The 22,378-nt window shown below is 53.4% G+C and carries 23 protein-coding genes; 17 read left to right on the top strand and 6 right to left on the bottom strand.

Annotated elements, in window-relative coordinates:
• Positions 1 to 199 precede the first annotated feature (199 nt).
• Together PCH05_RS19230 and PCH05_RS19225 are read left to right on the top strand one after the other, a co-directional pair.
• A complete protein-coding gene (locus PCH05_RS19230; RefSeq protein ID WP_127604829.1) occupies positions 200 to 508 on the top strand; it encodes a hypothetical protein in 309 nt (102 codons plus the stop codon).
• Between the two features lie 59 nt (positions 509 to 567).
• Complete coding sequence (locus PCH05_RS19225; protein WP_127604827.1) at positions 568 to 1,041, top strand: hypothetical protein; 474 nt, start codon at positions 568 to 570, stop codon at positions 1,039 to 1,041.
• 177 nt (positions 1,042 to 1,218) lie between these two features.
• Here the strand turns inward: PCH05_RS19225 and PCH05_RS19220 are convergent, their stop codons facing one another.
• Positions 1,219 to 2,220 carry an alpha/beta hydrolase gene (locus PCH05_RS19220; RefSeq protein WP_127604825.1) on the bottom strand — a complete coding sequence of 334 codons (1,002 nt, stop codon included), beginning with the start codon at positions 2,218 to 2,220 and terminating at the stop codon, positions 1,219 to 1,221.
• A 422-nt stretch (positions 2,221 to 2,642) separates the two neighbouring features.
• Between PCH05_RS19220 and PCH05_RS19215 the strand changes: the two genes are divergently transcribed.
• The 7 genes from PCH05_RS19215 (at position 2,643) to PCH05_RS19185 (ending at position 9,396) form a co-directional block, all read left to right on the top strand.
• Entirely contained in the window at positions 2,643 to 3,368 is a 726-nt protein-coding gene (locus tag PCH05_RS19215) for a DsbA family protein (RefSeq protein ID WP_127604823.1), read from the top strand.
• A gap of 52 nt (positions 3,369 to 3,420) precedes the next feature.
• Positions 3,421 to 3,870 (top strand): disulfide oxidoreductase, encoded by a 450-nt coding sequence (locus tag PCH05_RS19210; protein ID WP_246049757.1) that lies wholly within the window; start codon positions 3,421 to 3,423, stop codon positions 3,868 to 3,870.
• 240 nt (positions 3,871 to 4,110) lie between these two features.
• Positions 4,111 to 4,680, top strand: a complete 570-nt coding sequence (locus tag PCH05_RS19205; protein WP_127604821.1) for a GNAT family N-acetyltransferase — start codon at positions 4,111 to 4,113, stop codon at positions 4,678 to 4,680.
• A 10-nt stretch (positions 4,681 to 4,690) separates the two neighbouring features.
• Positions 4,691 to 5,464 carry an energy-coupling factor transporter transmembrane component T family protein gene (locus PCH05_RS19200; protein ID WP_127604819.1) on the top strand — a complete coding sequence of 258 codons (774 nt, stop codon included), beginning with the start codon at positions 4,691 to 4,693 and terminating at the stop codon, positions 5,462 to 5,464.
• Positions 5,465 to 5,601: 137 nt separating this feature from the next.
• Positions 5,602 to 6,219: an ECF transporter S component gene (locus tag PCH05_RS19195; protein WP_127604817.1), complete on the top strand. Its 618-nt coding sequence runs from the start codon at positions 5,602 to 5,604 to the stop codon at positions 6,217 to 6,219.
• Positions 6,200 to 7,708: an ABC transporter ATP-binding protein gene (locus PCH05_RS19190; protein ID WP_127604815.1), complete on the top strand. Its 1,509-nt coding sequence runs from the start codon at positions 6,200 to 6,202 to the stop codon at positions 7,706 to 7,708. Before PCH05_RS19195 ends, PCH05_RS19190 begins: the two co-directional genes overlap by 20 nt.
• Positions 7,709 to 7,899: 191 nt before the next feature.
• Positions 7,900 to 9,396, top strand: coding sequence for an MDR family MFS transporter (locus PCH05_RS19185; protein ID WP_127604902.1), 1,497 nt, complete (start codon positions 7,900 to 7,902; stop codon positions 9,394 to 9,396).
• 119 nt (positions 9,397 to 9,515) lie between these two features.
• On the opposite strand, the gene PCH05_RS19180 is transcribed toward PCH05_RS19185, so the two are convergent.
• The gene (locus PCH05_RS19180; RefSeq protein ID WP_127604813.1) at positions 9,516 to 9,983 is read right to left on the bottom strand and encodes a MarR family winged helix-turn-helix transcriptional regulator; all 468 of its coding nucleotides are present in this window, start codon (positions 9,981 to 9,983) and stop codon (positions 9,516 to 9,518) included.
• Between the two features lie 473 nt (positions 9,984 to 10,456).
• Between PCH05_RS19180 and PCH05_RS19175 the strand changes: the two genes are divergently transcribed.
• Together PCH05_RS19175 and PCH05_RS19170 are read left to right on the top strand one after the other, a co-directional pair.
• Positions 10,457 to 11,176: an ABC transporter ATP-binding protein gene (locus PCH05_RS19175; protein WP_127604811.1), complete on the top strand. Its 720-nt coding sequence runs from the start codon at positions 10,457 to 10,459 to the stop codon at positions 11,174 to 11,176.
• 73 nt (positions 11,177 to 11,249) lie between these two features.
• On the top strand, positions 11,250 to 12,533 hold the full coding sequence (locus PCH05_RS19170; protein ID WP_127604809.1) for an ABC transporter permease: 1,284 nt from the start codon (positions 11,250 to 11,252) through the stop codon (positions 12,531 to 12,533).
• A 125-nt stretch (positions 12,534 to 12,658) separates the two neighbouring features.
• On the opposite strand, the gene PCH05_RS19165 is transcribed toward PCH05_RS19170, so the two are convergent.
• The gene (locus tag PCH05_RS19165) at positions 12,659 to 13,924 is read right to left on the bottom strand and encodes a BaiN/RdsA family NAD(P)/FAD-dependent oxidoreductase (RefSeq protein ID WP_127604807.1); all 1,266 of its coding nucleotides are present in this window, start codon (positions 13,922 to 13,924) and stop codon (positions 12,659 to 12,661) included.
• A 218-nt stretch (positions 13,925 to 14,142) separates the two neighbouring features.
• Between PCH05_RS19165 and PCH05_RS19160 the strand changes: the two genes are divergently transcribed.
• The 3 genes from PCH05_RS19160 (at position 14,143) to nadE (ending at position 17,451) form a co-directional block, all read left to right on the top strand.
• A complete protein-coding gene (locus tag PCH05_RS19160; protein ID WP_246049753.1) occupies positions 14,143 to 15,864 on the top strand; it encodes a two-component system sensor histidine kinase NtrB in 1,722 nt (573 codons plus the stop codon).
• 202 nt (positions 15,865 to 16,066) lie between these two features.
• A complete protein-coding gene (locus PCH05_RS19155) occupies positions 16,067 to 16,501 on the top strand; it encodes a BrxA/BrxB family bacilliredoxin (protein ID WP_127604805.1) in 435 nt (144 codons plus the stop codon).
• A gap of 140 nt (positions 16,502 to 16,641) precedes the next feature.
• Positions 16,642 to 17,451: an NAD(+) synthase gene (gene nadE / locus PCH05_RS19150; RefSeq protein ID WP_127604803.1), complete on the top strand. Its 810-nt coding sequence runs from the start codon at positions 16,642 to 16,644 to the stop codon at positions 17,449 to 17,451.
• A gap of 187 nt (positions 17,452 to 17,638) precedes the next feature.
• Here the strand turns inward: nadE and PCH05_RS19145 are convergent, their stop codons facing one another.
• Both PCH05_RS19145 and PCH05_RS19140 read right to left on the bottom strand, forming a co-directional pair.
• Entirely contained in the window at positions 17,639 to 18,427 is a 789-nt protein-coding gene (locus PCH05_RS19145) for a CPBP family intramembrane glutamic endopeptidase (protein ID WP_127604801.1), read from the bottom strand.
• On the bottom strand, positions 18,396 to 18,956 hold the full coding sequence (locus PCH05_RS19140; protein WP_127604799.1) for a PadR family transcriptional regulator: 561 nt from the start codon (positions 18,954 to 18,956) through the stop codon (positions 18,396 to 18,398). Before PCH05_RS19140 ends, PCH05_RS19145 begins: the two co-directional genes overlap by 32 nt.
• Positions 18,957 to 19,151: 195 nt before the next feature.
• On the opposite strand from PCH05_RS19140, the gene acpS reads away from it, so the two are divergent.
• The gene (gene acpS / locus PCH05_RS19135; RefSeq protein WP_127604797.1) at positions 19,152 to 19,547 is read left to right on the top strand and encodes a holo-ACP synthase; all 396 of its coding nucleotides are present in this window, start codon (positions 19,152 to 19,154) and stop codon (positions 19,545 to 19,547) included.
• Between the two features lie 46 nt (positions 19,548 to 19,593).
• Positions 19,594 to 20,757: an A/G-specific adenine glycosylase gene (gene mutY, locus PCH05_RS19130; protein WP_127604795.1), complete on the top strand. Its 1,164-nt coding sequence runs from the start codon at positions 19,594 to 19,596 to the stop codon at positions 20,755 to 20,757.
• An 87-nt stretch (positions 20,758 to 20,844) separates the two neighbouring features.
• On the opposite strand, the gene PCH05_RS19125 is transcribed toward mutY, so the two are convergent.
• The gene (locus PCH05_RS19125; protein ID WP_127604793.1) at positions 20,845 to 21,456 is read right to left on the bottom strand and encodes a superoxide dismutase; all 612 of its coding nucleotides are present in this window, start codon (positions 21,454 to 21,456) and stop codon (positions 20,845 to 20,847) included.
• A 467-nt stretch (positions 21,457 to 21,923) separates the two neighbouring features.
• Here PCH05_RS19125 and PCH05_RS19120 point away from each other — a divergent pair, with 467 nt between their 5' ends.
• Entirely contained in the window at positions 21,924 to 22,352 is a 429-nt protein-coding gene (locus tag PCH05_RS19120; RefSeq protein ID WP_127604791.1) for a GNAT family N-acetyltransferase, read from the top strand.
• Positions 22,353 to 22,378: the final 26 nt, after the last annotated feature.

The following is a 22,378-nucleotide window of genomic DNA, read 5'->3' as shown; positions in this document are numbered from 1 at the left end:
TTTCTTTTAACCGATGGTTAATTATTAAAGATAGTATACATGATTACTCCCTGCGTCAAGAAAAAGATGAGGGCTCACGGCGAACAGGTGAACCAGTCTTTGTTTCCTGGCCTTAGAACCAGGGTAAACAATGGTAACGAGCCGAGGACAAAGTCAAGATGGCCGTAAAACAAGCCACTATTGGAGGGAGAGAGGCAGCATGCGTGCAGATATGCAAAACTTATTTATGGGAATTCATATGCTTTTCCATGCCCACTCAAAGGATTTGACCATACGGGATATGGAGCCGGAATTGGCGCGCCATGGCTACAAGGTAGGCGAGCGCGAGGTCAAAAAAGAGCTGGAGCACCTGACCGATCTGAATTTCCTGACTGCGCACGGTGAGGAGTACAGCCTGACGGGAACGGGGATTGAGGAATTCAAGGAAATCCAGGCGATGCTGAAGGAACTGTGCAGCGAAGTGCTGGACCCCGTCGAGCAAAAAGAAAAGGCGAGAACCGAAGCGTAAACATGCTCGGAGCCTAAAGACTCAAGGTTTGTCTGACATCTTAGAAGGAGCAAAAAGATATGATGAAAAGAATAGGAATGACCATCTGGCTGGCTGGTCTGGGCTTGGTGACACGGACGTATGCAGCTTCCGGAACCGAAGTGTCCGGGGAGAAGCAGGCCGCGCATGGAACCTGGTACTGGCTGGTATACAGCGCAGCGATCCTCTTGGTTGGATTTGCGATTTATGTGATGTCGGGAGCCCGCATGAAGCGGCGCGTAAATATGCTGAGAGTCGCGCTTCAGGCGGAGCTGGACAAGGTTAACAGCCTTCTGGCGGAGAAATACGGTTCGGATTTGACCGATCCCAGGGCCGGCCATGTGCAGGAGAGCCGGATTAAGGACCTGAATGAGCTGAAGTCCCGTCTGACGGCCGATCTCAAAGAGCTGAACAGCATGGACGTATCCGTGTTTAACCTGGCGGGTCTGAGTGGCATTGCCAAACGTTTTACCTCTGAGAAGAGGGCGATTCGCGCCCAGCTGCAGAAGATCTGATATTCCGTAAAGGAATCGATGCTTTTCATGTTCTTCGTGGTAAAGATGGGGCGGATCGCGCTTTCGTGACGAGGTCTGTATTGCTAAAAAAGAAGCCGTTGTCCAGAGACAACGGCTTCTTTTGCTTCGTTTTTACCTAATTCCTTACGAAGCATCTCATCTACATTTCATTCATCATTACGTCAGAGCGATGCCGGGATAATCAGCCTCGGCTTCCTCCCGAAGCATGTCCGGAGATGCGGATTCCAAGACGGGTACCGCGCTGCCGCGGAAGGAAAGAGCTTCCTGCACGAATTCCTTGACCGAACGCTTGTACACGCCGGGGTCGGCATCAATCGCAAAGCCGTGTGCCGCGCCTTCGATCAGAACAAGCCGCTTCAAGCCGGATTTTGCCGCGAACAGTTCCTCGCTCATTTGCGGTGGAATGTAGTGATCCTTGGTACCGTGTATGAACATCACAGGGATCGAGCTTGCCGCTATAGACCGGACAGGGCTGACCTGATCGAGTGTAAATCCCGCTTTCCGGCGCAGCTGTGCATTGACCAGCGGCAGGAACAGGGCTGCCGGAATATGATTCAGCTTTTGCATCTGGTGATGCATCAGCCGGGTGAGATCCGAATAAGGACAGTCCGCAATGACGAACTGTACCGCCGGATCAGGAAGCGACAAGTATTCAAGGCAAGTCCCGCCTCCCAAAGAAACCCCGTGCAAGCCGATGATGCATTGATCGCCATAAGTGCCGGTCAGGAACTGAATCCAGGCGGCGACATCATGCTTTTCGCGATAACCGTAGGTCGTGTATTTCCCCTCGCTTTTGCCGTGACGGCGCTGGTCGATCAGCAGCACGTTGAACCCGTCCTCAAGGAACATCTCCATGAAGGGAATCGATGCCGGCAGGGAGGTTGTATACCCGTGCACGAGCATCACCCATTTGTCCGAAGGCTGGTCAGCCTTGACGATCACACCATGCAGCCGCAGGCCGTCATGGCTGTGAATGTGTACTTCCTCCTTTGGAAGCGGATCATAGTATTCCTTCAAGCGGGCTCCTGCCTGTTCCAGCGCGTCAAAGATTTGCCGGTAATTCATGGCTTTCATCTGCGTCATCTGCATGAAAGCGTACTGGGTAATGCCGGCAGCCAAGGCCGCGGCGGCAACAAGCGGGGCAATCCACCATGCCATTTCCCTTCAACCTCCAAACTGGATGCAAATTCAGTAGGGCTTAGTATATACAGGAATATCCATATTTAATCCGTTTCTCATCAGAGAATTTATAAGTTTTCAGCCTGGATGAACCATTTTATAATCGTATTTATAATTGTAAAAAAAGCTATATCCCAAATCGGTCAGTCTTCTGTGAAATTCGCTGATCATGCTTTGCTTCATCAGTCCCATCAAAATCTGTGTATAATTTTCGACGAAAGAACCTTTACCCGGCAGAAGGCGTGCATAACGGCGCTCTATCATATAGCCTTTCAAAGAGTTAGATGCTAGAATAAAGTTGTAGAGAAGTGCTTTGTCACGTCTTATTAGAACATGAACTAAAAGCGATCCAGCAAGGCGCCTCTAACTTTAGTTCGAAGAAAGGAGACGGCTCGCGATCTATGAAACCCAAGAAACAGCCGGTGAATAAGGCGGCACAGCGAAAAGCCGAACGGGAACGGCAGGAGAAGCGAATGAAGCGGGTCATTTGGATCACGGCGGCATGCATCGTCGTACTGGTCGTGCTGATGCTGGTGATCAAGCCGAATTCATCCAAGGGAGACTTCGATTACAGCGCGCTGCCTGTGATGGGCAATCCCGATGCGCCGGTCAAAATCGTGGAGATGGGCGATTACAAATGTCCAAGCTGCCAATACTTCACGCAGGATATTTCTCCGCAGCTGAAGAAAGATTATATCGATACGGGCAAGGCGGCACTATATTTCAGCAATTACCTCATTATCAGTCCGGAGGCGGATTCCAATACCGCCGCATTGGCTGCGCAATCCGTGTTCCATCAGAACAAGGATGAGTTCTGGAAATATTACGAGGTCATTTATAAAAACCAGGGGGATGAGAGTACCGAGTGGGCAACCCCGGATTTCCTGGTTAATCTCGCGAAAACGGAAAATATTAACGTCGATTATGACAAGCTTCGCAAGGATATCGACGAAAGAACCTATCAAAAAGAAATCGACAGCCAAAACGAGACGGCCAGAAGCCTGCATGTCATGAGCACGCCGACCCTGTTCGTAAACGGCGAAAAAGCTTCCGAAAAAGCATCCATGGACTATTCCGAGCTGAAGCCGTTCATCGAGAAGAAACTGGCTGAACAAAATACAAAATAAAAGCTTGGAAATAAAGATGGAACCGATCCTGGGTGAAAAGGAGTTTTAGGCGATGGAAAACAATCGATTCATGGCGTCCATTCGCCCGTATGCCCTCTACTTGGCATGGATTGTATCTATCGTGGCTGTGGGCGGAAGCTTGTATTTAAGCGAAATCATGCACTATGAGCCGTGCAAGCTATGCTGGTTTCAGCGGATATTCATGTATCCGCAGGTCATCCTTCTGGGAATCGCAAGCTATAAGAACGATCGTAAAATCATTCCCTACGCCATGACGCTCAGCGTTATTGGAGGCTGCATTTCCGTATACCATTATGCGGAGCAGAAAATTCCGGCGCTTGCCAAGGCTCTTCCCTGCACCGTCGGCATTCCCTGCGATTTCGATTATTTGAACTGGTTCGGATTCATCACGATTCCGCTCCTCGCTTTGATCGCATTCATTCTGATCGTTCTGCTTCTGATTGCAGGACGCGAGAAGGAAGAAGGCGCGCAAGAAGCATAAGGAACGAAGGCGCTTGCCCATGAAGGGCAGGCGCTTTTTTTCAGGAGATCAGCAAGGATAACGGCTGAAGCGAGTTCAGCCTGACATCGCAAGAAAACAATGCAGAATGCGTTTCGTCTTCTTTGGAACGACATCGATCGATTGACGTTGATCAATAAGAAACTTGGCTTGGGCTTGATCCACTGCCGCCCTGAGGTGTACAGTGAATGTGATTTTGCAGGAAGAGGAGGACCGACTGTCATGACATACCGGTGTGAAGGACGAATTCCCGAACTTAAGGGAGAACGTGTGATTCTGCGCCCGCTCAACAGAAGCGACGCCGAGGCGATGTTCGCCTGCTGGTCGGACCCGGAGGTGCGACGTTATGCCGATCTGCCGGATATGCCATCCGCATCGGAAGCGGGTGAGATGATCGGTATACTGAACGATTTGTCCCTGACCGAGGATGGAATCCGGTGGGGGATCGAGGCCGAGAACGGCCGGCTGATTGGCAGCTGCGGCCTCAACTGGTGGCAGCTCGAGGGAGCTTACCGCGGGGAAATCGGCTGTGAGCTGGCCCGTTCTTATTGGGGACAAGGATATATGCGGGAAGCGGTGGCGCTGCTGATGGCGTATGCTTATGCCGTGATCGGGCTGAACCGGCTTGAGGCGCTGACGGATTCGCGCAATATACGTGCCGGCCACCTCTTTCAATCGCTCGGATTTAGGCTCGAGGGGACTTTAAAGCAGTACCGCCATATGGACAGCGGATTCGTGGATGCGGATATGTACGCGCTGCTGCGTCATGAATGGGAAACGTTGAACGGCTAGGAGGAAAAAGATGATCGCTTATCAACAACAGCAAACATCGCAGCTTCATCGCATCGACCCGCTCAGCAAGCTGGTGCTGCTGTTTTGCATTGCATGGTTGACCATGCGGCTGCATTCGTCTCTGGGTCAAGCGCTGCTATTGTTTATCGTCCTGCTGACGGCCAGATGGGCGGGAGGAATGCCATGGGGGAGACAAGCCAAGGCACTGGCCTTGCTTGCGGGGTTCGCGATTCCCTACTTTCTGGTTACGCTGCTGACGGTTCCGGGCGAGCAGGTGCTGCTGCATTGGGGACCGCTGAGATTAACCGTCGAAGCCTTGGATACGGCGGGTTCGGTGACGATCCGCATGTTTACTGTCTTTTTGTCCTCCTATGTGTTCATGTTTACGACCGATCCGCGCGATATGGTTCAATCGTTGACCGAGCGGCTGCGGATTCCTTACCGCTTTGCTTTCGGCATATCGATGGCGCTGAGCTTTCTGCCGCTCCTTGAGGAGGAAGCGAGGAGCATATCGGCTGCCCATCAAGTCCGAGGCCAGGGGAAACCGGACGGGCTGCACGGCAGACTGGAGTGGTGGCGCATATTCGCTTCCGCCCTGATCCATAATGCGGTCAGACGAATGCAGCAGACCGCCGGCGCGATGGAAGCGAAGGGCTTTGGAGCCTATCCGGACCGCACGTTTCTGCGAGAAGGCATGCCGATGCGAAAAGGGCTGGCTTTGGCCGTATCTGCCGTCATGTTAACGGCCGGATTATGCTGGTATATCTATATTGTTAACCTTTGAAAATATAAAAAAGTTGACGCTTGGCTTAGGAGGATGCAAAATGACATGGAGAGCTTCAGCGGATGGAAGCGCGCTACAGCATGAGCTTCATCCCACCTCAAAGCTCATCCTTTTTACGGTTTAGGAGTTGACATGAGATGGAAACCTCATCAAAATCTAAGAGACGTTATCTTTCCTTTACAACACTGGATATTGTGCTAATGGCTATGCTGGCTACAGCCAATGCTGTCATGACTTTTTATTTGTCCTATATCAATAAAATGCTGAACAGCCTGGGCGGCCCTGTAGCGACATCAACCATCGTCGGGGTGTATATGGTTTACGGCCTGCTCGCATATTACATTATACGCAAGCCCGGTACGGCCGCCATTACATACGGAATAGGCGGAGCCATCCAGTGCTTTGTAGGGACGACTTACGGGATCGCGTCCGCCATCGTGGCGGCGCTGTGCTACATGGTGGTAGCGGAAGCGGTATTCGCGCTTACCCGCTACAAACGCTGGGGCACAGGCATGATGATGCTTGCCGGAGGAGCCATGGTTCCTCTATGGTTTGTGTGCGCAGCCAATATGTTTGGCTATACGGCGTGGAGCGGGCAGGTGCTCGCCATCACGCTGGTCATGCGTCTCTTAAGCGGTATCGTACTTTGCGGTTTACTGACCAAGGTGCTCGGCGACATGCTTTCGCGAAGCGGACTTCTGCGGCGGTTTGCCATTGGAAGGAAGAAGGCGGAGCATGCACAGGGTATCCATTAAATGTTCGAATCTATCCTATTATTACGATGACGAGCGGGAACCCGCTCTGCAGGAACTGACCCTGTCGATTCCGGAAGGGGAATGGACGGCGGTCATCGGCCCGGGCGGCAGCGGCAAATCTACGCTGTGCCAGCTGCTGAGCGGCTATCTGCCGCGCAGCGGCGGGGGGACGAGAGAAGGCAGCCTTGAAATCGCCGGCATCGATCCGGCGGCCTGTGATATCGCGGATATCGCGCAGCGGTGCGGGATCGTATTCCAGGATCCCGATGCCCAGCTGGTGCAGGGAACGCCTGAGGATGAAGCAGCCTTTGGCCCGGAAAATCTGCGGGTGCCGCCGCCGGAAATAGGGCGGCGGGCCGAGGAGGCGCTGGCGGCGGTGAATCTTACCGACCGGCGCCACTCCCCGGTGCGCGAGCTGTCCGGTGGACAGCGCCAGCGCACGGCGATCGCCGCGGTGCTCGCGCTGCGCCCCCGCATCGTCGTATTCGACGATGCGTCGGCAAGCCTGGACCCCGCGGCGCAGGAGCAGTTCGTGCAGCTTTGCCGCAAGCTGCACGGGGAGGGCCGGACGCTGGTGACCGCGTCCGGCCGGTTCGACGATGCCGCGCGCTCTGCGGAGCGCGTCATCGTCCTGGACGGCGGCCGCGTCCTATTGGACGGGCCACCGCAGGAGCTGCTGCGCGACAGCCGGGAACGGCTCGCGCAGCTCGGGCTGCTGCCCCCGGTGAAGGGGGCAGCCCTCCAGGCGGGTCCCGGCCGCAAGGCGGACCCGCTTGCTCCGGAGGCGCCGGCGCATACGTCCGGCAGCCTCCTTCGAGTTGAGCGGCTGAGCTATGCCTATGCCGGCGGCTCGCGGGCGCTTCACGAGGCCAGCTTCACGATGAAGCCGGGGGAGTGGGGCATGATCACCGGCGAGAACGGCTCGGGCAAGACGACGCTGGCCCGCCTGCTGATGGGGCTGCTCCCGGTGCCGCCGGGAACGGTCTTTTGGGAAGGACGGGACTTGGCTGCATGGCGCGTCCGGCAGCGGGCCGCAGGGATCGGCTATGTCTTTCAGCAGCCCGAGCATCAGTTTGTCGCCCACACGGTATGGGATGAGCTGGTGTACGGGCTCGGAAGCAAGAAGGGGCGCGTTACCGTTCTGGATGATGCGCAGCGCACAGCTGCCGAAGGGCTGCTGACCGCAGCCGGGCTTGAAGGCAAACGCGGCGTCTCGCCGTATTTGCTCAGCCAAGGGGAGAAGAAGCTGCTCAGCATCATCGCTCAATTTGTTCATCCGAAGGCGCTGTATATTTTGGATGAGCCGACCTCCGGGATCGACTACGGCGCAGCGAGCAAAGTGCTGCAGCTGTGCCGCGAGAAGACGGGTTCCGGTGCCGCCATATTGATGATCACCCATGATCCCGCGCTTGCGGAAAGGGATGCATCATTCCTGTTGAAGCTTCATCCGCAGGCTGCGGCCGAATATGTAAGGCTTGCACCGGCCTAGGCAACACCTGCTGCAGCGATTCGCTTGCCGCAGGCTGTAAATCCGCCTTTAGGCAGTAGAGCCTTCGTTCTCCCGGGACGCACGTGCCGCTTAACTCTTGCGCGGGCGGATATGTTTCGTTTCAGGGATGCCGCTCCCGTCTCGTCAGAAGAGAAAGGAATCCAATGTCTGTACATTCTGGCATCAACCCGATGCAACGCAAATTTATATTGACCGGAATTCTGGTCTCGACCTTTTTATCTGCTATAGAGGGCACGGTTACGGGGCCGGCCGGACCGGCTATTATCAGCAGCTTCGGAGGGATGAAGCTGCTAAGCTGGATTTTCACGGCCTTTTTGCTTACGATGGCCGTATCTACCCCGGTTTTCGGGAAAATCAGCGACCTTTACGGCCGCAAGCCGGTATTTCAAATCGGCTCGCTGCTGTTCATCATCGGTTCCCTGCTCTGCAGCTTTTCGCAAAACATGGAGCAGCTGATCTTGTTCAGGGCCATCCAGGGGATCGGCGCGGGAGCCATCGTGCCGGTCACGTTCACGATTATCGGGGATGTGTACCGGATTGAGGAGCGTGCCAAAATCCAGGGCATGATCAGCTCGGTATGGGGCATCTCTTCGCTGATCGGACCGCTGGTTGGCGGTTATTTTGTGGATTATTTGAACTGGCGCTGGATTTTCGGCTTTAATGTGCCGTTCGGCATCGTGTCCATGTGGCTGATCGCCAGGTATTTTCACGAGAGCCGCGAGAAGCGGGAGAAGACGCAAATCGATGTGGCCGGGGCGGGAACCTTTACCGTCGGCATGACCGCGCTGTTATTCGCGCTGGCGACGGGCGGACAATTTTTTGCCTGGACCTCGCCGCTCCTGATCCTTTGCTTTGTCCTGGCGGTCTTGTTTCTGGGCGCCTTTATTTTTATTGAGAGCCGCGTCGCCGAGCCGATGCTTCCTTTGAAGCTTTTCCGCATCCGCGACATATCGGTGTCGACGGTGGCCAGCATTTTGACCAGCGCGCTGCTGATCGGCCTGACCACCTATACGCCGCTGTGGATACAGGGGGTCATGGGCAAGAATGCGACGATGTCCGGTCTCACCATGGCGCCCATGTCGATCGGATGGCTGTTCGGCTCCGTATTCGGCAGCCGGCTGATCCTGACCGCAGGCTCCCGCAAAACGACGGTCATCGGCCTGGCCGGCATCGTGATCGGCGCTGCCGGACTCGCGATAATCACGGGCTCGACCCCGCATTATATTTTGCTGATCTATACCTTTATCTATGGTCTCGGCTTTGGCTATTCGACCACGGTTTTTACGATCATTGCCCAGTCCTCGGTCGGCTACTCGCTTCGGGGCGCTTCTACGGCGCTGAATACGTTCGTGCGTTCCTTGGGACAGACCGTTGGCGTTGCGGTATTCGGGACCTTCATCAATGTGAGCATTGCGAACCGAATCGCAGCCCAGCCCGGGCTTGAGAACGTGAAGCAGGAGGAAGTGAACCAGCTGCTGACTCCAGAGGGCAGCGCGAGCATGCCTCAGGAGCTGTGGGGCGAGCTGAAGCATATTCTGGAGGGAAGTCTCCATTCGCTGTATGTGGTCATGGCGGTCATTGCCGTGGTCAGCCTGATCTCCGTGCTGGCGCTGCGCAATACCGTGCCTTCGGCAGAGGAAGAAGTGCAGCCGGCTGAGCAAGCCTAAGCCTTCGTGCGCAAGCCGATGAAAAAGGACACCTCGTTTACGGTCATCGTAGACGTGAAGGTGTCCTTTTTGCTGCCGGTATGTTGTTTAACCCAACGTCAGACGGATATAGAAGCCTGTTACTTACGCAAGGAAGGCGTCAGTCTTTCCGCCTGCATGCCCAGTTTTTTCAGCAAATGGATCAGCTGAGACTTTTCCTCATCGTTTAGGCCGCTGAAGGCATGATGAATGCGCTCGGAATATTTGGGATATAGATCGTTCATCAGCGCCTCGCCAACGGGCGTGAGCTCCGCATAGATGACGCGGCGGTCATTCGGGCAGGGTCTGCGGTGAATGTACCCGCGCTTCTCTAGCTTGTCGATCACGTAAGTGACGTTTCCGCTCTGCAGAAGCAGCTTGGAACCGATTTGCTGAATCGGCTGCGAACCCTTGTAATACAAGACCTCCATAACCGCAAAGGCCGTAGGGTTAAAGCCTTCGACTTTACTGCTGATCACGGCATGCTCGTTGATGCTTTTAAAGCTTTTGGCGAACACGCGGTACAGGTGCAGAGATAACTGGGCATCACGTTCCTGTGTTTGAATCATGATTATTCCCGCCTTTATTTTCAATTAATGCTGCATTGCGTAACATGCCGGATTCCTGCCGCAGAAGGGGAAAAATGGACATCGCAGAAGGCTTGCAAAAGCCATTTCGAGCCATTAAGGGCGCAATTTTGCATAATCCTTAGTTTCGTATGTTTATCATAGCGCTTGACCCGCGCGAAAAACATGTGATTTGTCACATTCCATCGGGGTTTGAAACTTTAAAATTTGTAGTAAATTTCATTCTGCGGATCGAAGCGGCATCGGTCTAAGGAAGGATGGATGAACGCCCCATGTATATTAAGGTTACGGTATCGATTGGTTTGCCTGCTCGCTTTGACCCATGTATTCTTATTAAGAGAGGTATGTTGGCCGTTTTACTGTAATTGACGGGGAATGGTGAATTGAACGATACGTTGCCGGAATTGCACTCATGCACGAAAATCATCATCTGTATTCATATAAGGGGGATCGGGATGGAAACGATCAACGCGGAGTCTGCGATGCTGGACGTAAATATTGAAGAAGCAGGATATGAAGAAGGCCATCCGCGAATCCGCGGCATTGCCTTCCGGATTCAGGCCGGAGAGCTGCTGGGACTGATCGGCCCGAACGGGGCCGGAAAAAGCACGACCATCAAAACGCTGCTGGGACTTCTGAAATATGCGAAAGCCGGCGTTACGATCGGCGGCAGATCCGGAAGATACGCGTATGTTCCGGAGCAGCCTGTTTTTCATGATGACTTGACACTGTGGGAGCATATGGATTTGGCAGCAGCCGTATACGGTCTTGAATACGACTCCTTTTGCCGGTCGGCGGATCTTCTGCTGCGCCAGTTCGGCATGGAGGAGGTAAAGCATGATCTTCCGGGAGGGTTCTCCAAAGGGATGAAGCAGAAGATGATGCTGATGCTGGGATTCCTGAGCGAACCGGATGTGTACATCGTGGACGAGCCTTTTATCGGTCTTGATCCCCGCGCAACCAAGGATTTTTTGCGGTTATTGGATGAAGAACGCAGGCGCGGCGCAGCCGTATTGATGTCCACGCATGTGCTGGACACGGCGGAGAAAATATGCGACAGGTTCGTCATGATATCTTCCGGCCAAACGGTGGCGGAAGGGACGCTGGAGCAGATCCGGGAAAGCGCCGGGCTACCCGCAGCGTCGCTGTTCGACTGCTTTGATACGCTTACATAAGAGCTTCATCCTTGGATCTTCCCTCATGCCGGGTTAGGGCATCTGAAGAAAAAACGGAAGAAAGGAGAGATACATCATCGGAACGAAAAACCAAGGTTATACGTTTCCGAATCCTGCAAACCTGTTCAGGAAGCGGCTGATAAGCCATATCCGAGACCGGGTTCGTGTCTTGCGTTCGGTAGCGGATGACTGGACCGTGTTTTTGTATATTTTGATTCCGGGCTTGCTGCTGGGCGGAAGATTGTATTATGGCTTGTGGAAAGAACCCCTCCCGGCGTGGGCTGCGCAGCTTCCGTTTTCCGTGGTGCTGGCGCTGCTGCTCCTGACCGCTTCCCTCAGCAGTATTTTACTGCTGATCCGTGAGGCTGACGTACTGTTCGTGATTCAGCGGAAGGCGTGGCTTCATGGGGTAATGGTTCGCAGCAGTTTGTACAGCATGGCTGTCGCAGCGCTTAAAACCTCGATCTTTTACCTAATCGTGCTCCCGTTTCTAGTCAGGCAATTTCATCAGGACAGCCTGTCACTCGTCTCGCTGCTGCTCTTTACGATTGCATTCGAATGGGTGCTGATGTGGTCCAAGCATCTGGTCCGTGTACAGACGGGCGGGTGGAGGCGGCGGCTTCTGTATATTCCGTTCGTGTTCGTACCGTCCGGGATGTACGGAGCTTTTGCCGCTTGGTTCAGGCTGCAGCCGTTTGCGCTTGGCTTGGGGACGATCATCCTTGTTGTGGTAAGCCTCCTGCTGATTATCGTGAGGCTTCGGCTCCGTGGAACCTTCATGAATGATGTGCAGGAGGATTTGACGAACCGGACGGATCTGACCAGTGTTGTGCTAAGCCAAACCGTGGACAAGCCGCGCCGGATTCGTAAAAAAACATGGATATACCGCCGGTCGGGACATGTGTTCAGGTCGACGTTGCCTTCCCGGAGAATAGCCGGAGCGATGATCAAAACGCTGCTGCGCCATCCGAAGCAATCCATGCTGTATTTGCAGTTTACGGGCATCAGCTTGCTTGTTCTGCTGACTCTGCCGATCGGGATCAAGGTGATCGCTTTCGCCGGACTGATCATGCTGCTGACCTATTGGCTGTTTCTCCAGTGGTTCGGATTCCGGCAGGATCCGTTCGTGTCCCTGCTGCCCTGGCCGGATGATCAGCATTTGCAGGGAAGCCATCTTGCCATGGGGACGCTCCTGTCTCCGTTCGCTGTGCTGACTTCGGCAGCAGTGCTGTTTACCTCCCCGGTGAATGTTTGGATTGCCGTCATCGGATTTGTCCCGCTGGCGGCTGCGTCCGCATGGATTGCCCCGCAAGCCATGCGCATGTTCATGTTGAATAGAAAATATGGATCCCCTTGAGCCGCATTTATCCGTTTATGACAAGGGCCCGGATTTCTTGTACTGAAATCCGGGCCCTTTGTGTATGTGTCTTCTATATCATTTAAAAGAAAGATCAGATGCACCTCCGGCACGCTTCATGGAATCTAGGAGATGGTCTGCGCCGCATGTTTGCCGGCGGTATAGCCGGTGGAAAAGGCAGCAGTGATGTTATAACCTCCGGTGTAGCCATGGATATCCAGAATTTCGCCGCAGAAAAACAGGCCCGGCATCAGCTTCGATTCCATCGTTTTCGGATGGATTTCCTTCAGGTTAACCCCGCCGCCGGTTACGAACGCTTCCTCAATCGATTTGGTGCCGGTAACCTGAATGACAAACTTCTTCAGCACATCGACAAACGCCAACCACTGCTGTTTCGGCAGATGGGCGAAGGTAGCGTCTCCGTCCAGGTCGGCGCGGTTCAGGAGCAGCGGCAGCATCCGTTCGGGGACATCTGCCTTCAGCACGTTTTTGATGGCCTTTTTCGGCTCTGCGGCGAGCTTGTCCCGCAGCATCCGGTCCAGTTCATGAGGAGGCAGGTCAGGGAACAGATCGATCGCCATCTCCACCTGATTGACCTTGAATTTATGCTTCACCTGGCGGATAAACTGGCTGCATCGCAGGGCGATCGGGCCGGACAGTCCGAAATGGGTGAAGATCATATCCCCGCGGTGTCCGATCGTCTTTTTGCCTTTCGGATTCCATACCGACAGCTCCACGTCGCGCAGCGACAAGCCTTGAAGCTCCTTGGAAGCGATCCAGCTTTCACGGGAAACGATCGGAACCTCGGTGGCATACAGCTCGGTTATGGTATGTCCTGCGGCCTCCGCCCACGGATAGCCGTCGCCCGTTGAACCGGTATGCGGCACCGATTTGCCGCCTGTGGCTAAGATCACGGCCGACGCTTTGAAGGCGCCGCCGGATACAGTACGTACTCCGGAAACCTGCCCATTCTCGTACAGCACTTCCGCTACCGGCGTATCGGTCTTGATTTCTACCCCAAGCCTGCGGACCTCTCCCACGAGCGTGTTGACCACACTGGCCGCCTTGTCCGATACCGGGAACATGCGCCCGTTATCTTCCTCCTTCAAGGCAATGCCCAGGTTTTCAAAAAAGTTCATGATATCGCGATTGTTGAAATGCTGAAAAGCGCTGTATAAGAAACGGCCGTTGCCCGGAATGTGTGCGATGAGCTCTTCGGTTTCCTTGGCGTTGGTCACGTTGCAGCGGCCGCCTCCGGAAATACCGAGCTTGCGCCCAAGCTTGCTTCCTTTGTCGAGGAGCAGTACCTTGGCACCGTGTGTGGCTGCAGCGATGCAAGCCATGAGGCCTGCGGAACCGCCTCCGACGACAATGACGTCATATTGTTTCACGTTTTTCTCTCCTTCAGACAGATGACTCCAGGTCAGGTGTTTTAAATGTACCTTTTTAGGATATATCAGGGTATATTGTAATATAGTGTAGGCTGTGATTTAATCAACATGTACATCACTTTTTTTAAGTTAATTTATTTTCGTCGCTATTTCCTGCAGAATCAGATTTTCCCTGTTTAGCTATCCAAGTGAAATGAATCTGTATTTACGCTGCCCGTATGGGGAGGAGGGGACTTGCGATCATTTATGCACTGAAAAATATTATAACACAGGTGCTCATAGCGGGTTCGTTTGCTTTTTTGTTCCCGCTCACGCTGGATAAATACGTCCGTACCCTGAGGCGTAAGAAAAAGCTGGGTTCCGCGGGCTTTGAATTTGTGATTATCATTTCCAGCGCGTTCAGCATCTTGCTGTGCTCGGTGTTCTCCACCACGCTGCTCCAGCTGATCCCCTTGAACTTGGGTATTCTGCCGCTCTTTATCGGCATGCTTTACGGAGGATACAAAAGCGGTCTTCCCTTGGCAGGGCTCTATCTGCTTTGCGATTTTTATTTTAACGAAAAATGGTCATTCTCCGGACTTTTTCTACATACTGGGTTGTTGTTTTACCCCTTGCTTGTCTGGATGTCCCCAAGTTTCCGGAAGGGTACCCTTACCGATAAGGTCAATAAGCTGTGGATGTGCCTTCTGCCAGCCATGCTCCTCGTTACGGCGTCCCCGATTATTGAGGATCCGGCTTTAAACTTATCTAATGCAGGCCCACTGCTCCTCCTGATGTTTTATATCATGGTTAGCGTCTTCGTCGGAGGCGCGTTGATCTATGTCATCGAATTCGCTCTGGAAAAGCTGCTGCTCAAGGAGCAGATCAAAGGCATTTCCGAAAAATATTTGCGCGAGGAAGAGAAGCTGCAGCAGGTCATGGATGTGGCCCCTCTGTGCATGGTATCCGTCGATACGGATGGCAATGTTACCAGTATTAATGAAATGATGATGAATTTATTCAAAACCAGAATGCCGGAGCTGAACAAAAATGATATTCTCGGGCGGCCGCTCGGGTCTTTCGTCGACATTACCGAAAAAGACTATATCAGTTACCGGATTGCCCAAGCCCTGAAGGGCGTAAAAATGAACAAAGAGCTGATTCGCATCGGATCCCAGATCCACTATACAAGCACCTCGCCACTCACCAATACCTTTACCGGGGAAATTTTGGGGGCAGTGCTGGTTATTCAGGATATAACGGAGCTTGAGAGGCTGCGCAGTGAGCTGGGAAATGTGGAGAGGCTCAGTCTGGTCGGACAGATGGCGGCGAGCATTACCCATGAAATCCGCAACCCGATGGCCGTGGTGCGCGGATTTCTGCAGCTGATGAAGGAGAAAAGCCCGGAATCGCTTGATCATTACTACCGGATCGTCATGGAGGAGCTGGACCGGGCGAACGGCATTATCAATGATTTTCTCTCCTTGGCCCAAAACCGGATCTCCGAAAAGGAACAGTGGCATCTGCACCAAATTATCAATGATTTAAGCCCCTTGCTTTGGGCCGATGCGAATTTGCGCGGCCAAACGATTGAGCTTGTGCTGGATGAGAATGTGCCGAAGCTGAACCTCAATGCCAAAGAAATTAAGCAAATGCTGCTCAACCTGGCCCGCAACGGGATGGAGGCGATGGAGGAGAAAGGGAAGCTTAGCATCCAAACACGCCTGAAAAAGAAGGAGCAAATCGTGGAGCTGGTCATCAGGGATACGGGCGTAGGGATGTCCAAAAGCCGTCAGGAACGGCTGTTCGAGCCCTTTTTTACGACCAAGGCCAAAGGGACAGGGCTGGGATTGGCCCTCTGCCTCAGCATCGTGGAGCGCCATGGAGGCAAGATTATGGTGGAATCGGAGGAAGGTCAAGGCACGACATTTGTGATTCAGCTTCCGCTCGTGGAATCTTGAGCATGTTCCCTGAAGGAGGGGGAGAGCCTTGGATTCCGGTGTTGTCTCTTGATTTCAGACTTGTTGAGGGTATAATATTATTTGTGTGCAATATAAAATGAAAGAAGGGCTTGTCTTCTCTTCATCGGAAGATCTCTATCTTCACGGAGGAGGTTCGCCTTCGTTCAGGTTATATATTTAGCGGATTAGGAGTGATAAGAAAATGTCTATGTCTTTTGACAGATATATGAAGGATATGATTCAACCGATGCGCGATGAGCTTACAAGCCTCGGAATTAAGGAGCTCAGAACGCCGGAAGAAGTGGAAATGCATCTCCAGGATGCTCCCGGAACGACTTTGGTCGTTGTCAATTCGGTATGCGGCTGCGCAGCCGGACAATGCCGTCCAGGCGTAGCCCTGGCGCTGAACAATGACTTGGTGCCGGATCATCTGTTCACGGTATTTGCCGGACAGGACAAGGAAGCAACGGCGAAAGCCAGAGAATATTTTGCCCCATACCCGCCATCCTCTCCTTCCATTGCTGTATTGAAGGACGGCGAGCTCGTTCATTTCATCGAGCGCCATCAAATCGAAGACCGCTCGGCTCAAGAAATCGCCGAGGATCTGACAGAAGCATTTGATCGTCTGTGCCGTTAATCGGCATGCATCTGCATACTGCCCCGAATATCGGATGTCCGATAGGCGGGGCTTTCGTTATTTTTAGGCCTGTGACAGTTTGATGTAAGGGCTGATCTGGACGACCTATTCAGAGATCGACGAGAAACGGGGTGTGCTTCATGAGCTTGCAGGAAGAAATGATTTCGGCACTCGGCGTAAAGCCGGCGATAGATGAAGAAACAGAAGTCAGAAGAAGAGTGGATTTCCTGAAATCCTACGTAAAGGATGCCGGGGTCAAGGGGCTGCTGATCGCCATCAGCGGCGGCATCGACAGCGCCGTCGCGACGGGGCTGTGCAAACGGGCAACGGATGAGCTGACCGAGGAAGCCGGCGAAGAGTATATGACGCTGGGCGTGTTCCAGCCTTACGGCGAGCAGGAGGATATCGACCACAGCTACGCCGTGGCTGAGGCCTTCGGACTGAAGCATACGGTAGAGACTAATATCGAGGATACGGTGACCGAGATTGCGCTGGAAGCGGAGCAGGGCCTGAAGCGGCTTGGTATCCACCGCCACCTCACGCCGCAGGGGAAGGGCAATGTCAAAGCCAGAGCCCGAATGGTCATGCAGTATGCGCTTGCGTTTGAGCTGAAGCTGCTGGTCGTCGGCACGGATCACGCTTCCGAGGCGGCTACGGGCTTCTATACCAAGTGGGGCGATGGAGCCGTGGATATTACGCCGCTCAGCAGCCTGAACAAGCGTCAGGTCCGCCAGCTGGCCCAGTACCTGGGAGTTCCACAGGAGATCCTGGATAAAGCGCCCTCGGCGGGCCTGTGGGCCGGTCAGACCGACGAGCAGGAGCTGGGCATCTCCTACGAGGAGAACAGCGATTATCTGGAAGGCAAAGAGATCAGCGCCAAGGCGAAGGAACGCCTGGAAAGCTATTATGTTAAAACGGCGCATAAACGGAACGCGATTCCGGGAATTTAGTCAGAGGATGCGTACGTGAGTGAAGGTGCATTTTCGCTTTAAATAAGAGAATGAAATAGAACGGGCATTCAAGGTTCCGACCTTGATGCCCGTTTTTGTCGTTTAAAAGTTGAACTACATGCTAGAGCAGCGGAGAGTCTGCTAGAACACGATTGTCTATCATGCGTGGTGACTGTGTCTTGAGCAGTTACGCCATCTCTTTGGTGGAACCGGAAACGCCGGGCACAGCGGGATTCTTTTTCAGGCTGAACACGAGCCATAAGCAGTGCAGGAGAAGGATGATCAGAATAACATAGTCCCATACGGAAACCCCGCGGCCGTCTTGGCCGAGAAACTGGATCAGATTATGAATAAAGTGGTAGATGATGAGCGGAATGATGTTATGGTTCTTCACGATCAGCAGGGCGAGGGCTGCGCCGGTGAGGAGGGCATATACAAGCTGTACGAGGGTATCTTCGGCGCTTTGTCCGGACAGCATGTTAAGGACATGCGTGACGGAGAACAGCAGGCTGGAGGTCAGGACGGCGGCGGTGACGCTTTTGTGCCGAAGCAGAATGTGGAGGATCAGCCCCCGGTACACCGTCTCTTCGACAAATCCGACCATCAGGGTAAAGAAGACGAAAAACATGGCCTCCTTAAGCGTAAAGCTGCGGAACCCGTTCAATGCGACGATCAGCAGCGCGAGCGCGAGCGGCAGGTAATACATCCAGTTGCGCGCGGGAATGGTGCTCAGCGGCCTGAAGCCGTAACGTCCCCAGCTCTTTTTCCAGGTCAGGCAGGCGATCAGGACGATGGAGATCGGAATGAAAGCAATCAGCACGGGTGCAGTATAGCTCAATTCTTGAATGGTCGCATAGGCTCCGGCGACGAACATCGCCACCAGGAGCAAAAGCTCGATCATAACGACGCTCAAAACGGGACGCTTGTCGGTGAATCGGGCGGGGCTAGGGTTTACTTGATTGGCCTGGGCTTTCATGATTCGGATCAGCTCCTTGGATTAATTGTTCGACATACTCTTTTTCCATCTTAAAAAAATGCTTGCCGTACGATAACACGGAGACTCTGAAAAAATGCTTTTGCGGATCGGGAATTTCAGCCAGCTCGCCGGCCACGATCTGCTCTACCGCCTGCAGACGGCCGATTTCCTGATTCAGCTTGCTTCGGTATTCCTCAAGCCGCAGGTTCCGGGTCCCCTCATCAAGGTAATCGTAGAAAAAGACCTTCAGCAAAAACTCGTTCCGGTTCAGGGTGAGGGGCTCGCCAAGCCAATGGAGCAGCTGCTGCCGGCCCTCGGGAAGGAGAGAATAAATTTTCTTGTTCTTGCTGCTGCCTTCCTCTTCCGCTACCGACACCCATTCCTTGTCCGTAAGGCGCTTCAGCGCAGGATACAGGCTGCCGAAGCTGGCCTTGTAAAACATGCCGATGGACAGGTCGATCGTTTTTTTCATGTCATAGCCGCTCATGTTGCCTTCCATCAGCAGCCCCAAAATGATGTATTCAAGCATGTTAGTCACCTCTTATGTATCGGATCGATATATCGTTTCGATATATAATATAACGGAGGAATGATGAACGGTCAATCCTTTTTTTACAAATATTTCTTCGGGCCCGGATGTGAAATCATGCAGACATGGCTCGCATCCCGGAAGGTCTCCTGCTACAATAGGGTTTGAATGTCTTCGGAAGGATGGTGTGGTTCAGTGATTCACGGGATCGGGCATGATGTGCTGGAAATCAAGCGACTTTCGCTTTTGCTGAGCGGACAGCTCGGATACCGTTTCATGGAGCGGGTGCTTACGGAGAAAGAGCGGGAAGAGGCCCGGAGAAGGGGCGGAAAGCTGACGGAATTCGTAGCGGGGCGCTTTGCCGCCAAAGAAGCGATCTCCAAGGCTTTCGGCTGCGGGATCGGGAGCATCATCGGGTTTGCGGACATGGAAATTTTGCCGGATTCCTGGGGGAGGCCCATCGCCGTCCTGAGCCGGGCAGCATGGGAACGCCTTCAGCTTCCGGGTGAACCGGAATATATTATTCACTTGACCATATCGCATCAGACAGAGCTGGCTTCGGCATTCGCAGTCGTGGAGCGGATCGTTTAGAAGCTTTTTCAGGGAGAAGAAAGCCGGAAGGAATTGAATACGTCTTATGAACCAAACAGAGCAGAAGAAGTTCTTCAGCCATCATTTGCTGGAGTGGTATATGCACAACAAAAGGGATCTGCCGTGGCGCCGCCACCGTAATCCGTATTATATCTGGGTATCCGAGATCATGCTGCAGCAGACGCGCGTGGATACCGTGATCCCGTATTTTAACCGTTTCATTGAAAGGTTTCCGACCGTCGAGGATTTGGCGGGCGCGCCGGAGCAGGATGTGCTGAAGTGCTGGGAAGGGCTCGGCTATTATTCGCGGGCAAGAAATCTTCAGGCGGCGGCAAAGCAGGTGAAGGAGCTGCACGGCGGTCAGGTGCCCGATGACAAGGCGGCGGTGTTTGCCCTCAAGGGCGTAGGCCCGTATACGGCAGGCGCAGTCCTCAGCATCGCGTTCAACAAGCCTGAGCCGGCCGTGGACGGCAACGTCATGCGCGTATTGTCGCGCTACTTCCTGATCGAGGAAGATATCATGAAAGCTAGCACCCGGTCGTTTATGGAAGGATTGGTCGTGGAGCTGATTCCGGAAGGACGGGCTTCCGACTTCAATCAGGCGCTGATGGAGCTCGGCGCGCTCGTATGTACGCCGAAATCACCGCACTGCCTGACCTGTCCGGTCATGGAGCATTGCGCGGCCAGGCTGGAAGGGGTAGAAGAGTCGCTGCCGGTGAAGACGAAAGCGAAGCCTCCGCGCCCGGAACACCGGGTGGTAGCCTTGGTAGAAGGCTCCGGAGAGCATGCCGGCAAGGTGCTGATCCGCCAGCGGCCGCAGGAGGGACTGCTCGCCAGAATGTGGGAACTGCCGCATGTGCAGGTTCCTCAAAGCCGCAGCGGGCGCATACCGGACGAGCCGGCGATGGATATCGCGATCGGGTCCTTATTGGAAGAAGGCATTGCCGCGCGGCCGGAAGGATATATGATGGACGCCGAGCATACGTTCAGCCATATCCACTGGAACCTGCAGGTGTACCGCTGCCGGGAAGAATTCATGCCTTTCACGGCGGAGACACGGGCGGCCTATGAAGCGGACGCGGCTGTCCCGGAAAGCACGGCAACCGAATACCGCTGGATCGCGGAAGAGGATATGGCGCTTTATGCTTTTCCGAACGTGTTCCTGAAAATATTGCGCGAGTATTTCAAGTCGCTGCCGGCAGCGACGTAACGGCCTCATAGTGATGAACGCAAAAAAAGAACCGTCCACAGAAGTGGGCGGTTCTTTTGCTATCGGCTAGGCCGCTTGAGGATTGCCTTATTTTACGGCTTCTTCGTAACGTTTGCCTACAGCATCCCAGTTTACAACGTTCCAGAAGGCAGCGATGTAGTCAGGGCGTTTGTTTTGGTATTTCAGATAGTAAGCATGCTCCCATACGTCCAGGCCGAGAACCGGAGTTTGGCCTTCCATGATTGGGTTGTCTTGGTTAGGCGTGCTCGTGATGGCAAGCTTGCCGTCTTTCACAACCAGCCAAGCCCAGCCGCTGCCGAAACGGGTTGTAGCCGCTTTGGCGAAATCTTCTTTGAACTTATCGAAGCCGCCCAGTTCGCTGTCGATCGCAGCAGCCAGCTTGCCGCTTGGTGCGCCGCCGCCGTTAGGTCCGATGATTTCCCAGAACAGGGAGTGGTTCGCATGACCGCCGCCGTTGTTGCGGACAGCAGTACGGATGCCTTCAGGCACGCCGTCGAGGTTCGCGATCAGCTCGTCAAGGCTTTTATTTTGCAGTTCAGGAGCGCTTTCCAGAGCTGCATTCAAGTTGGTTACATACGTGTTATGGTGACGATCGTGGTGGATCTCCATTGTTTGTGCGTCGATATGAGGCTCGAGCGCATTGTTAGGGTAAGGAAGTGCAGGTAATTGAAATGCCATGATAAATACCTCCTGTAAATGTTTTTTATATGGAATCAATTCACATTGACTCCTGTTCATAAAGAAACTTTTGCGGTGCAAAAGCGTCCTTTATTGACCGGATTATGTAGCTCGAAACGTATCCAAGTACAATTAAACCGTATTTTTTCAATTAAATCAACATTTATGTTTAAAAAGTCGGCCGAAGTTTGCAGGAGCGCACATAACCCGTATTATCCATTACCCGATATCCGTATTTTTATGCGTGACAGGTTATCCATAATATGGTTATTTAACTGATATTACAATGAAAACGCTTGCTATAAAGCGCTTTCAAAAGAAAATGCGTGTTTTTTAAAGAAAACTATGATTTAATGAATGATAAAGAAGGAATTTAACGGTTTTTGTCGTAATATTTATTCTGGATTAAAAGAAGAGCTTGATCTTCCAAGGATCCAAACAAGCTGACGAAAAGGGAGATTTAAGACATGCATGTTCGTTCCTTTCAGTTAAGTGATTGTACCCGTGTCACCGAGTTGATGCAGGTTGCCTTGTCCGAAGAGTGTTACCGGAATACGATGGGACCGTTCTCCAGGCAGTTGTCCTGGGATTCGGAGCTGATTATGGTTGCGGAGGAAGACGACGAAATCGTAGGAGCCTTGATCGGCACGATCGAGCATAACCACGGCTGCTACTACCGCATCGCCATCCATCCGGACTATCGCCGCCGAGGAATCGGCAAAGCGCTCGTATCCGCCATGGAGCAGCGTTTTCAGGTTCGCAAGGTAAGCCGGATCATGATTGCCGGAGATGAGCACAACAAAGCCGCTTTGCCTTTATATGAAGCGATGGGCTACGGTGCCAACAAAATTTTGGAAGCCTTTCAAAAGCTTAGCATCATTAGTCCCCAGCACTGATTTATCAGAAAAGAAACGGACGTCAA

Source organism: Paenibacillus chibensis (assembly GCF_004001045.1).
Classification (GTDB): domain Bacteria; phylum Bacillota; class Bacilli; order Paenibacillales; family Paenibacillaceae; genus Paenibacillus_AQ; species Paenibacillus_AQ chibensis.
This window is presented reverse-complemented; position numbering and strand designations above follow the sequence as displayed.

Excerpts from the sequence above, each read along its gene's own strand:
- PCH05_RS19175 (WP_127604811.1), top strand. The coding sequence starts at position 10,457 with ATGGAAACGATCAACGCGGAGTCTGCGATGCTGGACGTAAATATTGAA.
- PCH05_RS19155 (WP_127604805.1), top strand. The coding sequence starts at position 16,067 with ATGTCTATGTCTTTTGACAGATATATGAAGGATATGATTCAACCGATG.
- mutY (WP_127604795.1), top strand. The coding sequence starts at position 19,594 with ATGAACCAAACAGAGCAGAAGAAGTTCTTCAGCCATCATTTGCTGGAG.
- PCH05_RS19205 (WP_127604821.1), top strand. The coding sequence starts at position 4,111 with ATGACATACCGGTGTGAAGGACGAATTCCCGAACTTAAGGGAGAACGT.
- PCH05_RS19215 (WP_127604823.1), top strand. The coding sequence starts at position 2,643 with ATGAAACCCAAGAAACAGCCGGTGAATAAGGCGGCACAGCGAAAAGCC.
- nadE (WP_127604803.1), top strand. The coding sequence starts at position 16,642 with ATGAGCTTGCAGGAAGAAATGATTTCGGCACTCGGCGTAAAGCCGGCG.
- PCH05_RS19140 (WP_127604799.1), bottom strand. The coding sequence starts at position 18,956 with ATGCTTGAATACATCATTTTGGGGCTGCTGATGGAAGGCAACATGAGC.
- PCH05_RS19225 (WP_127604827.1), top strand. The coding sequence starts at position 568 with ATGATGAAAAGAATAGGAATGACCATCTGGCTGGCTGGTCTGGGCTTG.
- PCH05_RS19195 (WP_127604817.1), top strand. The coding sequence starts at position 5,602 with ATGGAAACCTCATCAAAATCTAAGAGACGTTATCTTTCCTTTACAACA.
- PCH05_RS19210 (WP_246049757.1), top strand. The coding sequence starts at position 3,421 with ATGGAAAACAATCGATTCATGGCGTCCATTCGCCCGTATGCCCTCTAC.
- PCH05_RS19185 (WP_127604902.1), top strand. The coding sequence starts at position 7,900 with ATGCAACGCAAATTTATATTGACCGGAATTCTGGTCTCGACCTTTTTA.
- PCH05_RS19180 (WP_127604813.1), bottom strand. The coding sequence starts at position 9,983 with ATGATTCAAACACAGGAACGTGATGCCCAGTTATCTCTGCACCTGTAC.
- PCH05_RS19200 (WP_127604819.1), top strand. The coding sequence starts at position 4,691 with ATGATCGCTTATCAACAACAGCAAACATCGCAGCTTCATCGCATCGAC.
- PCH05_RS19220 (WP_127604825.1), bottom strand. The coding sequence starts at position 2,220 with ATGGCATGGTGGATTGCCCCGCTTGTTGCCGCCGCGGCCTTGGCTGCC.
- PCH05_RS19120 (WP_127604791.1), top strand. The coding sequence starts at position 21,924 with ATGCATGTTCGTTCCTTTCAGTTAAGTGATTGTACCCGTGTCACCGAG.
- PCH05_RS19230 (WP_127604829.1), top strand. The coding sequence starts at position 200 with ATGCGTGCAGATATGCAAAACTTATTTATGGGAATTCATATGCTTTTC.
- PCH05_RS19145 (WP_127604801.1), bottom strand. The coding sequence starts at position 18,427 with ATGAAAGCCCAGGCCAATCAAGTAAACCCTAGCCCCGCCCGATTCACC.
- PCH05_RS19190 (WP_127604815.1), top strand. The coding sequence starts at position 6,200 with ATGCACAGGGTATCCATTAAATGTTCGAATCTATCCTATTATTACGAT.
- PCH05_RS19160 (WP_246049753.1), top strand. The coding sequence starts at position 14,143 with ATGGGGAGGAGGGGACTTGCGATCATTTATGCACTGAAAAATATTATA.
- PCH05_RS19125 (WP_127604793.1), bottom strand. The coding sequence starts at position 21,456 with ATGGCATTTCAATTACCTGCACTTCCTTACCCTAACAATGCGCTCGAG.